Origin of the sequence: Mycobacterium sp. IS-2888, assembly GCF_001954215.1 — a bacterium.
Taxonomy (GTDB): Bacteria; Actinomycetota; Actinomycetes; order Mycobacteriales; family Mycobacteriaceae; genus Mycobacterium.
This window is the reverse complement of the sequence record NZ_MBET01000051.1, coordinates 78,767-89,874: the sequence shown is the minus strand read 5'-3', so window position 1 is coordinate 89,874 and position 11,108 is coordinate 78,767. Positions and strand designations below refer to the sequence as shown.

Annotated in this window: 14 protein-coding genes; 9 read left to right on the top strand and 5 right to left on the bottom strand. The window is 67.6% G+C overall.

The genetic code is table 11. From position 1 onward, the window contains the following. Positions 1–320 precede the first annotated feature (320 nt). Genes A5745_RS08315 through A5745_RS08305 form a run of 3 tightly spaced genes read left to right on the top strand, consistent with a single transcriptional unit; the run spans position 321 to position 2,571 of the window. Complete coding sequence (locus A5745_RS08315) at positions 321–1,148, top strand: SMP-30/gluconolactonase/LRE family protein (RefSeq protein WP_076115705.1); 828 nt, start codon at positions 321–323, stop codon at positions 1,146–1,148. A 24-nt stretch (positions 1,149–1,172) separates the two neighbouring features. Then, on the top strand, positions 1,173–2,003 hold the full coding sequence (locus A5745_RS08310) for a thioesterase family protein (RefSeq protein ID WP_076115704.1): 831 nt from the start codon (positions 1,173–1,175) through the stop codon (positions 2,001–2,003). A 31-nt stretch (positions 2,004–2,034) separates the two neighbouring features. Further along, positions 2,035–2,571, top strand: coding sequence for a TetR/AcrR family transcriptional regulator (locus A5745_RS08305; protein ID WP_076061245.1), 537 nt, complete (start codon positions 2,035–2,037; stop codon positions 2,569–2,571). Here the strand turns inward: A5745_RS08305 and A5745_RS08300 are convergent. From A5745_RS08300 to A5745_RS08290, 3 genes are read right to left on the bottom strand one after another with little or no spacing between them, the layout of a single operon-like run. After that, on the bottom strand, positions 2,568–3,908 hold the full coding sequence (locus A5745_RS08300) for an FAD-binding oxidoreductase (RefSeq protein WP_076115703.1): 1,341 nt from the start codon (positions 3,906–3,908) through the stop codon (positions 2,568–2,570). The genes A5745_RS08305 and A5745_RS08300 overlap by 4 nt on opposite strands. A 21-nt stretch (positions 3,909–3,929) precedes the next feature. Further along, positions 3,930–4,670, bottom strand: a complete 741-nt coding sequence (locus tag A5745_RS08295) for a glucose 1-dehydrogenase (RefSeq protein ID WP_076061249.1) — start codon at positions 4,668–4,670, stop codon at positions 3,930–3,932. A gap of 15 nt (positions 4,671–4,685) precedes the next feature. After that, positions 4,686–5,786 (bottom strand): diacylglycerol kinase, encoded by a 1,101-nt coding sequence (locus A5745_RS08290; protein WP_076115719.1) that lies wholly within the window; start codon positions 5,784–5,786, stop codon positions 4,686–4,688. A gap of 176 nt (positions 5,787–5,962) precedes the next feature. Here A5745_RS08290 and A5745_RS08285 point away from each other — a divergent pair, with 176 nt between their 5' ends. Genes A5745_RS08285 through A5745_RS08265 form a run of 5 tightly spaced genes read left to right on the top strand, consistent with a single transcriptional unit; the run spans position 5,963 to position 9,183 of the window. After that, a complete protein-coding gene (locus A5745_RS08285; RefSeq protein WP_076115702.1) occupies positions 5,963–7,483 on the top strand; it encodes a PE-PPE domain-containing protein in 1,521 nt (506 codons plus the stop codon). A gap of 41 nt (positions 7,484–7,524) precedes the next feature. Continuing rightward, the gene (locus A5745_RS08280) at positions 7,525–8,088 is read left to right on the top strand and encodes a TIGR03086 family metal-binding protein (protein WP_083662806.1); all 564 of its coding nucleotides are present in this window, start codon (positions 7,525–7,527) and stop codon (positions 8,086–8,088) included. Continuing rightward, entirely contained in the window at positions 8,085–8,399 is a 315-nt protein-coding gene (locus tag A5745_RS08275; protein WP_076061261.1) for a helix-turn-helix transcriptional regulator, read from the top strand. Before A5745_RS08280 ends, A5745_RS08275 begins: the two co-directional genes overlap by 4 nt. Next, on the top strand, positions 8,396–8,863 hold the full coding sequence (locus A5745_RS08270; protein WP_076115701.1) for an SRPBCC domain-containing protein: 468 nt from the start codon (positions 8,396–8,398) through the stop codon (positions 8,861–8,863). Before A5745_RS08275 ends, A5745_RS08270 begins: the two co-directional genes overlap by 4 nt. Further along, a complete protein-coding gene (locus A5745_RS08265) occupies positions 8,860–9,183 on the top strand; it encodes a hypothetical protein (RefSeq protein ID WP_205866304.1) in 324 nt (107 codons plus the stop codon). The genes A5745_RS08270 and A5745_RS08265 overlap by 4 nt, the downstream gene beginning before the upstream one ends. Before the next feature lie 14 nt (positions 9,184–9,197). Here A5745_RS08265 and A5745_RS08260 read toward each other — a convergent pair whose 3' ends face one another. Continuing rightward, positions 9,198–9,809: a TetR/AcrR family transcriptional regulator gene (locus tag A5745_RS08260; protein WP_083662804.1), complete on the bottom strand. Its 612-nt coding sequence runs from the start codon at positions 9,807–9,809 to the stop codon at positions 9,198–9,200. 77 nt (positions 9,810–9,886) lie between these two features. On the opposite strand from A5745_RS08260, the gene A5745_RS08255 reads away from it, so the two are divergent. Continuing rightward, positions 9,887–10,411, top strand: coding sequence for a peroxiredoxin-like family protein (locus tag A5745_RS08255; protein ID WP_076115717.1), 525 nt, complete (start codon positions 9,887–9,889; stop codon positions 10,409–10,411). On the opposite strand, the gene A5745_RS08250 is transcribed toward A5745_RS08255, so the two are convergent. Next, positions 10,408–11,043 (bottom strand): TetR/AcrR family transcriptional regulator, encoded by a 636-nt coding sequence (locus tag A5745_RS08250; protein WP_076061267.1) that lies wholly within the window; start codon positions 11,041–11,043, stop codon positions 10,408–10,410. The two genes, A5745_RS08255 and A5745_RS08250, sit on opposite strands and share 4 nt — an antisense overlap. Positions 11,044–11,108: the final 65 nt, after the last annotated feature.

The window sequence follows — 11,108 nt, the reverse complement described above, 5'->3', positions numbered from 1 at the left end:
TTTTTTAGGATTTGTAAAGCTTGGCTAACAAGACCGCGGCGCCTTCTGGCGGGTGGCCCGGCCGGCGGGGCGGGGGGCGGCCGCCGCCCGGCCGGCCGGGCACTCGGCATACCGGTGGCGTACCCCAGCCACTCGGCCTATCAGCGAAACATACAGGGAGACAACGCAATTGGGCATCGCCGCCACCGCGTCAGAAACCGCATTCAGCCAGTCCGCCGAGGCCGTGTACGACCTCGCGCGGGAGCTCACGCGAGCGGAAAATTGACACCGACGCCCGCGGTGCGTGACACTTTTTCGGTGTTTTGTAAAGGCACGAGCCGATGATCCCCGAGCCGCTGGCCAACGGCTTCTGCTTCGGCGAAGGCCCGCGCTGGTTTGAGGGCCTGTTGTGGTTCTCCGACATGCTGGGCGAGGCCGTCCACACGTCGACCATGGGCGGCTCGCTGACCACGTTGCCGTTGCCGGGGCGCTCCCCGTCCGGGCTGGGATTCCGGCCCGACGGGTCGCTGCTGATCGCCTCGGCCGAGGACCGGCAGGTGCTGCGCTACGACGGCGAGACCGTCGCCACCATCGCCGATCTCACCAAGCTGGCCCCGGCCAACCTCGGTGACATGGTCATCGACGACGCCGGCCGCGCCTACATCGGGTCACAGGCGTTCTCCGGTGGGGTCATCATCCGGCTCGATCCCGACGACAGCGCCACTGTCGTCGCCGAGGATCTCGACTTTCCCAATGGGATGGTCATCACGCCGGACGGACAGACGTTGATCGTCGCCGAATCGATCGGCCGGCGCCTGTCCGCGTTCACCATCGGCGACGACGGCGACCCGGGGGCGCTGCGCGACCGCCGGATTTTCGCCGACGACCTGGACGGCCCGCCGGACGGCATCGCGCTCGACGCCGAAGGCGCGGTATGGACGTCGATGACGCTGGCGCACCAGTTCGAGCGGGTCGGCGAAGGCGGCGTCGTGACCGAGCGCATCGACATGGGCGAGCGCGTCGCCATCGCCTGCGCGCTGGGCGGTCCCGAACGCCGCACGCTGTTCCTGCTGTCGAGCACCGACGCGTATCCGCAGCGCCTCGTCGGCACCCGGCTCTCCCGGCTGGACGCCGTGACGGTGGCAACGCCCGGCGCCGGCCTGCCCTGACCCGCTAGCCCACGAGGGGGACGAGTGACCGACTCGTACTACGAGCTCATCGCGACGGACGCGGTGGGCGAGAAGTTTCGGGCCACCGACCTGGCGCGCGGCACCTGGTCGGCGGCGATACAGCACGGCGGGCCGGTATCGGCGGTGCTGGTGCGGGCGCTGGAGCGATGCGAGCAGCGCGACGACACCCGCCTGTCCCGGGTCGTCATCGACCTGTTGGGCGGGGTCCCGGCCGAGGGCGACCTGTGGGTCAGCGCGCGGACGCAACGCGGCGGCAAACAGATCGAACTGGTCGGCGCCGAGATGCTGGCCCCGGGTCCCGACGGCGAACTCCGGCCGGTGGCCCGTGCCAGCGGATGGCGCTTGCAGCACCAGGACACCCGGCCGGTGGCGCACGCCGCGGCCCCGATGCCCCGACCGCGATCCGAGGCGCGCGACCGCAACCTCAAGGCGCGGGACTGGGACCGCAACTACGTGCACAGCCTGGACTGGCTGTGGCTGACCGAGCCGCTGAGCGCGGGCCCGGGCGAATCCTGGATCAACCCGACCGTGGACCTCGTCAAGGGCGAGACCATGACGCCGCTGGAACGGCTGTTCGCGGTGGCCGACTGCGCCAACGGCATCGGCAGCAAATTGGATATCAGCAAGTGGACGTTCCTGAACACCGACCTGGCCGTGCACGTGTTCCGGATCCCCGACGGTGAGTGGATCGGCATTCGCGCGGAGACCAGCTACGGGCCGGACGGAATCGGGACCACGGTCGGCACATTGTTCGACGAGCAGGGCGCGGTCGGCGCGATTCAGCAGTCGGTGCTGGTGCGCAGCCGGCCCCGGCGGGAAGCGAAGAGTTCGTGACACGTTTGCGCGACTTCGTAGGGTTTCTCTTATGAGCCATCCGGTCCAAACGGCGGAGTTCGACACGTCGACGCGACAGCGGATCCTTTTGGCGACCGCCGAGGTGCTCGGCCGCAACGGCAAGACCAAGCTCAGCCTGTCCGAAGTCGCGACCCAGGCCGGGGTTTCGCGGCCCACGCTGTACCGCTGGTTCGCGTCCAAAGAGGAGCTGCTGTCGGCGTTCTCGCAATACGAGAGGCAGCTCTTCGAAAGCGGTTTGGTCAAAGCCACGGCGGGCCTCAAGGGCGTCGACAAGCTCGACGCCGTGCTGCGCTTCATCGTCGAGTACCAGCATTCGTACTCCGGTGTGCGCATGGTCGACGTGGAACCCGAGCACACCATCGCCCAGTTTTCCCACGTCATCCCCCAGATGCGCGATGGGCTGCAACGGCATCTGCCCGGCCCCAACGCCGCGGTCAAGGCGGCGACGGTGATCCGGATCGCCATCTCGCACTACATCGTGCCCAGCGATGACGCCGACCAATTCCTCGCGCAGCTGCGCCACGCCGTCGGAATCAAGGCGACCTAGTCGAACAACACCGCCGCATTGAGATAGCCGGTCGGGTCGAGGGCGGCCTTGACCGCCCGCATCGCGGCGATGTCGGCGGGTTCGCGTGACATCCCGAGATAGGGCCGCTTCAGGCTGCCGACGCCGTGCTCCGAGCTGACGTTGCCCCCGCACTGCGCGATGAGACCCATCATAGGCTCGTAGAGCGCCGGCTCGCGCTCGGCCGGGCAGCGCAGGACGTTGAGGTGCAGGTTGCCCTCGCCGATGTGGCCGAACAACACCGGCAGCGCGTCGGGCACGCGCGCGTGGACCAGCGCGACCGCCTCCCGGGCGAACCCGCCGATGGCGGACAGGGGTAGCGACACGTCGAACTTCAGCGGGGGCCCGTACACACCGAGCACCTCGGCCAGGGATTCGCGAACACGCCACAACCGTTGCTGCGCAACCATATCCACGCCCACAGCCGGCTCGCCGCACATCTGCACACCCTCGAGCAGACCGGCGAGGCGATCGGTCAGATCGCGGTCGGCGGCCAGCTCCACCAACAGCAACCAGTCGCCCGACACCGGCGCACCGACCCCGAGGTGCTCGCCGGTCAGCGCGGCGGCGCGACGGTCGATCAATTCCAGCGCGGCGATGCCGTCCACGTCCCGAAACGTCCGACCGGCTTCGACGAGCGCCTCGAGGTCGGCGAACCCGCAGACCGCCGTCACGCGATGCGACGGGGCGGCGTGTAGCCGCAGATCCAGCGCGGTGATGACGCCGAGGGTCCCCTCGGCGCCCACGAACAGCGCCGGCAGGTCGTAGCCGGTGTTGTCGCTGCGCACCAGGCTGTGCCGGCGCAGCAGCGATCCGTCGGGCAGCGCCACTTCCAAACCGACGACCTGCTCGCCCATGTTGCCGTAGCGGACCGTGCGCAGCCCGCCGGCGTTCGTCGAGGCCATGCCGCCGACGGTCGCCGTGTCCCGGGCGGCCAGGTCGACTCCGAACACCAAACCCGTTGCGGCGACGGCATTTTGCACGGCGGCCAGCGGGGCCCCGGCGCCCACCTCGACACGGCGCTCGACGGTGTCGACAGCACCGAGGGCGTGCAGCCGCTCGGTGGACAACAACACGTCGTCGTGCTCGGGAACGGTGCCGGCCACCAGCGAGGTGCGGCCGCCCTGCACCGTGACGTGCGCCCCGGCGTCGCGGCACACTCGCAGCACCTCGGCGACCTGTTCGGCCGAGCCCGGCCGCACCAGCGCGCTGGCCCGGCCCCGGTAGCGCCCGGTGTGGTCGACGCTTCGGCCGGCCAGCACGTCGGGGTCGGTGACGACGTGGTTCGATCCGACCACGTCCGCCAGGTTCCGCAGCATGCTCGCGGTTATAGCACCGCCCTAAAACTCCTTGTGATTCACGTCGGTGACCAGCCCGCCGTCCATCACGTACTCGCTGCCGGTGGAGTAGGACGACTCGTCGCTGGCCAGGAAAAGCACGAACGTCGCGACTTCCCGGACCTCGCCCGGACGCCCGAGCGGGATCGTCACCATGTCCTCGGGCAGATGCGCGGTCATCGGGGTGCGGATGAACCCCGGGTGCACCGAGTTCACCCGAATGTTGTGCGGCGCCAGCTCCAGTGCCGCCGACTTCGCCAGCCCGCGCACGCCCCACTTGGACGCGACGTAGGGGTGCACCATGGGCGCACCGCGCAGGCCCTCGATGGACGACACGTTGATGATCGAGCCGCCCCCGGCGGCGATCATCGGCTCGACCGCGACCCGCATGCCCAGGAACGTCCCGGTCAGGTTGACGTCAATCACCTTCTGCCACTTGGCCAGATCGAAGCTCTTCAGCGGGCCGAGCGCGACGGTTCCGGCGTTGTTGACCAGCACGTTGAGCTTGCCGAATTCGCCGACCGCGGTGGCGACCGCTGCGTCCCACTGGTCGGGCTGGGTGACGTCGAGGTGCACGTAGCGCGCGGAGTCACCGATCTCGTCGGCCAGCGCCTTGCCCTGGTCGTCCAGAATGTCGCCGATCACGACCTTGGCGCCTTCCTCGACCAGCAGGCGCGCATCTTCGGCTCCCATACCGCCGGCGCCACCGCTGATGAGCGCAACTTTGCCGTCTACCCGACCCACGCGGGTCTCCTTTCGTTAGGTGGTCACCAAAGTGCTTGGTGCGTAAAGGCCTTTGCCGGTTACCAGCGGCAGATCGAGTGTGGTCCGAATGCCCGGCGGCGCGGCGACCACCGCCGGGATGGCGTTGACGATGCGGCCCGCGGCGCCGACGATCGCGGCATGGTTGTGGTCGCCCTTGCGGCTGCTCGGGACGATGTCGACGGCATACGACGGTTCCCCGGTAACCTCGACGCGATACGAGCCGCCGCCGGAAGCGGGTTGCGGCCAGTCAGGCCGCAGGTCGGGTCGCAAACGCGTGATGTGCTCCACGACGATGGCCGGATGCCCCTTCGACATGCCGTGGATCTCGAACTGCAGCGCGGCCTGCGTGCCCTTGGCAACGCGGCCCACCGCGATGTCGAAGTCTTCCGGCGCCGGCTCACGCTGGATCGACTGGGTAATCTCGTCGACCTCAATACCAAGGCCGGCCGCCAGCTGCCGGATTGCCGTTCCCCAGGCGAAGGTGAGCACGCCCGGTTGCAGCAGCATCGGCACGTCGTCCAGCGGCCCGCCGAATCCCATGTAGCGCATCACTTCTGCGCCGTCGTAGCTCGCGTAGTCGGCGATCTCCATGCAGCGGACCTGCTCGATGCGCTGACAGGTCCCGGAGAGCGCGAAGGGAATGAGGTCAGTGATGAATCCTGGGTCGACTCCGGTGATGAAGATGCTCGAATTCCCTTGCTGCGCTGCATCTTCCACCCGGGTGATGTACTTGTCTGGCATCACGCCCCACGGGTATTGCAGCAGCCCCGGCGACGACCCGACGACGTTGATTCCTTCGGCCAACATGCGCATGACGTCTTTCATCGCGTCGGGTATCCGGGTGTCACCCATGGCGCAGTAGACGACGCAGTCGGGCTTGCTGGCCAGAATCTCGTCGAGACTTCCGACGGCCTTGATGCCCGTGCTGACGCCCGCGTCCAGGCCGACGCCGCAGAGTGCTCCCGCGTCCTTGCCCACCTTCTCCGGTGTCGACACGCACACCCCCGTCAGTTCGAACTGCGGGTTGGTGATGAGTTCGGCCAGGGCCAGGCCTCCGACATTTCCGGTGCCGACGTGCGCGACGCGGATCGCCATCAGAGTCTCCGTTTCGTAGAACACTGGAAAACTTTTCTAGACACTAGTCCATAATTTTTGGCCCGCCCACCGGGGCTGACCCGGCCCGCACAGCCCCTAACCAACCGCGGGACTTCCCGCAGGCAGCGCCTTATGCTCGTTTTTGCTCGCAGTCGGAAGGGGATGAGGGCGGGGAGATGTCGTACGTAGTCACCACCCCCGAGATGTTGGCGGCCGCGGCCACCGATGTGGGAAACATCGGTTCGGCGATCAGCACCGCCAGCGCGAACGCGGCCGGCCCGACCACCGGTTTGATCCCGGCGGCCGAGGACGAGGTGTCGATGGCCATCGCGAAGCTGTTCGGCGCGTACGGCCAGGAGTATCAGGCGCTCGTCTCGCAGGCTTCGGCGTTTCACGACGAGTTCACCCAGGCGCTGGCCGCCTCGGGCAACGCCTATGCGGAAGCCGACGCCGCCAATTCGGCCCTGATGCTCGGGCCGGCGAACCCCCTGAACACCATCGCCTCGCCCATCCAGATGCTGTTCGGGCAACCGGCGCTCACCGGAGGGTCCAGTGGGGCCAGCGCGATGACGTCGATGGCGTCGATGTCCCGGGCGGCCTCCGCGGACCCGCTGATCGCGTTGATCATGGGCGGCACCGGCAACCCGACACCCAACCCCGCCTACGTGACGAGCATCTTCAACTCGTACATCCAGCCCAACCCCCTCTTCGCCGGGGCCACCCCGCAGGGCCTCTTCACGCCCGAGCAGTTCTGGCCCATCACCCCCAATCTCGGAAACCTGACGTACGGCCAGTCCGTCGCGCAGGGCACCGGCCTGCTGAACGACGCGCTCGTCGGCCCCAGCGGGGTGCTCACGCAGGGCAACAGCGCCGTCGTCGTCGGGTACTCGCAAAGCGCTGCCATCGCCAACAACGAAATCAACGCCCTGATGGCGGCGGGCTCGCCCTATCAAGACCAGCTGTCCTTCATGCTGCTGGCCAATCCGAACACCCCCGACGGCGGCATCCTGTCGCGCTTCCCCGGCTTCTATCTCCCGTTCCTGGATGTGCCGTTCAACGGTGCGACGCCGCCGCTCTCGCCGTACCTGACCAGCATGTACACGATCCAATACGACGGCATCGCCAACGCCCCGCAATACCCGCTGAACCTCGTGTCGGACGCCAACGCCGTCGCGGGCTACTTCACCCTGCACAGCACCTATCCCACACTTTCCGCCGCGCAGGTCGCCAACGCCGTGGCCCTGCCGACGTCACCCGGCTACACGGGCGCCACCCAGTACTACGAGTTGCTGACGCAGAACCTGCCGCTGCTGCAGCCGATCCGCGATATCCCGTTCCTCGGCAATCCGCTCGCCGACCTCGTCCAGCCCGACCTGCGGGTGCTCGTCGACTTGGGCTACGGCTCCTACAGGCCCGGCCTCAACTACGCGAACGTTCCCACCCCGGCCGGCCTATTCGAGGTCGTCAACCCGTTCACGACCGGGCCCGACCTCCTCCTCGGCGCCGTGCAGGGACCCCAGTCCGCGCTGGTGGATCTCGGGCTGTTGCCGCAGTCGGCAACCCCGACCATCTATCCGTATGTCCCCTCGATCGACCCGAACCTGAACTTCTTCCTGGGCCAGCCGAGCGTGACGGGGCTGTCGCTACTCAGCGGCGCCGCCGGCGATGTGCTCCATTTGATTCCGCCCATCCACTGAGGGCCTTGACACCATTGTTTAGCAACACCTAAATTTAGCGAGTGCTAAATGATGCTGGTCCGCCCGATCCCATCCTGCTGTACCGCGCCGCGACGGATAGAGCCGTCGCGGTTGTGGAGGCCGTCGCGCCCGACCGGCTGACCTGGCCGACGCCCTGCTCGGAGTGGACCGTGCAAGACCTCATCGATCACCTGGCCGGCGGGGCGGAGTACCTGCTGGCTGCGGCAACGGGCGCGGAGCCGGTTCCAGCCGAGGGCGCCGCCGGCACCGATTACCGAATGCGTGTGGCCCGCGTGCTGAGCGCCCTCGAATTGCCCGGCGCACTCGAGCGCGTCTGTATCTCCCCGCTCGGCTTCGACTGGCCCGTGGCCGACGCCGTGGCCGGCACATTTATGGACGTGCTCATCCACACCTGGGATCTGGCCCGCGCGACGGGACAGGACGAGCGGCTTGATGCCCGCCTAGTGGAAGCGTGTTCGGCGATGTTCCTCCCCGAAATGCCAAGGCGCGGACGGGAAGCGGGGATCGTCGGCCCCGAGGTGGTGCTGGGCGAGGGCGCGTCTGCGCAGGATCGGCTGCTGGCGGCGATGGGCCGCACACCGTGACCGAGCCGGCCGTCGAGGATGCCATCAGGGCGCTGGCCCATCCGGGCCGGCGGACGATGCTGCGGTTGGTGTGGGATCAGGAGCGAACCGCATCCGCTCTCGCCGAGGCCGCGGGCCTGTCGAAATCGGCCGCGAGCCAGCATCTCAAGATATTGCGCGACGCCGGATTGGTCGACGTGCGAGCCGACGCGACCCGGCGGCTGTATCGCGCCGACCTGGCCCGGGTCGCCGAGGTGGCAGCGCTGCTCGACGATTTCTGGGCCGCGCCGCTAGAGCGCCTGCGCGCGGCGGCGGAAACCGACGCGCCATGAAGCTGGTCATACAACAGCTGGTGGTGCAGGCGAGCGCCGAGCGCGTCTTCGAATTGTTCACCGACCCAGTGCAATTCGGGCGATGGATGGCCGAGGACGCGATCCTCGACGCCATCGCGGGCGGCGTCGTGCGCTGGACACACCCCAACGGCGACACCGTGTCCGGCCGCTACGTCGAAGTTGAGCGACCCCGCCGGATCGTGTTCACCTACGGTTGGGAGCGCGCCGACGTCGGAATCCCGCCGGGTTCAACGACCGTCGAGATCGACCTCATTTCCCAGCCCGACGGCAGCACCCTTCTCAAACTGGTGCATCGCGGACTCGAGGGTGGCGCCGCGGACGCCCACCACGGCGGCTGGGTTCATTACCTCGACAGGCTGCGCCGCGCGGCCGAAGGCGAAGACGTCGGCAAGGATCCATGGGCCGACCGTCGGGTGCCAAGTCGCCAGGAGCTACATCGATGAGCGACGGGTTCACCGAGGCCGACTTCTGGGCAGTCGCCGAACCGCTGTTGGCCACCGCCACGGTCACACGCTCGACGATGATGGGCCTGCCCTGCTTGCGGTCCAATGGCCGGTTCTTCGCCTCTTTCGACCGGCGCACCACCGCCCTTGTCGTCAAGCTGCCGGAAGCCAGGGTCAACGAACTGATCCGATCCGGTGAGGCCGAGCCGTTTGCGCCATCTGGTCGCCGGTTTCGCGAATGGGCGTCCATTGACGCCGGTCGTTCCGAAACCTGGTCCTCGCGTCTTAACGAAGCCTTGGAATTCGTTGCGGCCCCGTGAGGTTCGGGGTGAGATTAACGGTCAGGTAGCAGCGCACGCACCCCGCGGAGGAGTGCAAGGGCATGTTCGGCGTCGCCGCTGCGTGCCCTGGCCAGCGCGCCGAGGACGCCGGCCTGAAGGGCATCGGCCAATCTCGCCGGCGTGGAGGGCGTGGCCTGCGCAAGCTCGCCCGCGGCCACCGACCGACGCAGTGCCCCACGCAGGCCGCGGCGCATGCGTCGCAGGTGCCCGTCGGTCAGGCTCTTGATGCGGGGATCCCGATTTATCGGATCGCGCATGGTCTCCACCGCCAGGCAGCCGGCGGTGCCCATCGGCCCGCGGATGAGTTCCTCGACTTCGTCAAGAAACGCGTGCACGTCGGCGGCACCGGCGCGGCCGCGTTCGAGGGGAATGAGCATCGCACACGCCGAGTCGACATAGTTCTGCAGCACGGTGTGCATGATGTCTGCCTTGGTACCGAAGGAGCGGTACAACGTCGAGGAAGACAGTCCCGTCGCGGCCAGCATCTCCTCTTGTGTAGCCGCGTCATACCCCTTGCGCCAGAACAGCATCAGCAGCGCATCGAGCGCATGCTGACGATCGAACTGCGGCGGCCGTCCGGGACGACGCTTACTTACCGTTGACATTTGGAGTGAGTTTACTCAATACTGCCAACAAACGCATTCGGAGTTACATGACTCAATAATCAAGGGAGGTCGCGGTGCTGAATGTGGGCGACAAGATCGACGCAAGGGTCCTGCGAACGATCGCCGATACCGACGTCACGCTGCCCGCACCCGACGCGACGGTGCACCTGCAGTTCCGGCGTTTCGCCGGGTGCCCGATCTGCACCTTGCACATGCACGAACTGAGTCGGCGGCATGACGAGATCGAATCCGCCGGCGTCACCGAGGTGGTGGTGTTTCATTCCGCCGCCGACGCGCTTCGCCGCTACCAGGCCGACCTGCCTTTTGCGGTCGTGGCCGACCCGGATCGCAAGCTGTACAAGGAATTTGGGGTCGAATCCTCAATCGCCGCTACCATGCACCCACGAGCGATGCTCGCCGCCGCGCGGGGCATGCGGTGGTCCAAGGTGAGCGGTGCGATCGGACGGGGAGAGAACCACTTCGGCAAACCGGCGGATTTCCTGATCGGCACCGACGGCACCGTGTTGGCATGCAAATACGGCGCGCACGCCGACGATCAGTGGTCAGTCGATGAGTTGCTCAAGCTCGCGAAGGGTCGCTAAGGCCCGAGCGGCGAATTCTTGCGGATCGTTTCATCGCGGATCAGCCCGCGCAGCAGGGCGGTGCTGAACTCGGCGGCGATTTCCTTCGCCGTGCGGCGGCCGCTCGGCCGCAGCCAGCGGTAGCTGCCCAGCGTCATCCCGATGTAGCCCAGCGCCACCACATGAGAGTCGCACTCGTAGAACTCGCCGCTGGCGATGCCGCGGTCGATGAGGCCGTGCACGTGCTCGTAGACCTGGGCCTCCTTCTCGCGGACCTCGGCGACCTGCTCGGTGGTGAACCACTCGGTGATGTAGGGCTGCTCCTGGAAGTACACGGCGGCCCGCTCGGGATTGCTCGCGATGCCGGTGAGCAGCCGGACGGTGTACTGGTAGAGCGCCTCGCGGGCCGTCCAGGACGGATCGTCGTGCACCGCGGCCAGCGTGCCCTCGGCCGCCTGGCGGTAGATGTCGAACAGGATCAGCGACTTGCTGGCGTAGTAGTGGTAGACCGTCGCCTTGTTCAGGCCGATCACATCGGCAACGTCGTCCATCCGGGTGCCGTGATAGCCGCGGGCGGCGAACAGCTTGGTGGCAACGGCCAGCAACTCCTCGCGGCGTGTCAACCCGTTGGGGGTGATGCTGTCGGATGTCATCTGTACTCACTATCGTCGCTGCCGGCGGGGCCGGATCTGGGTTCCGGCGGGTCCGGATGAGGCAA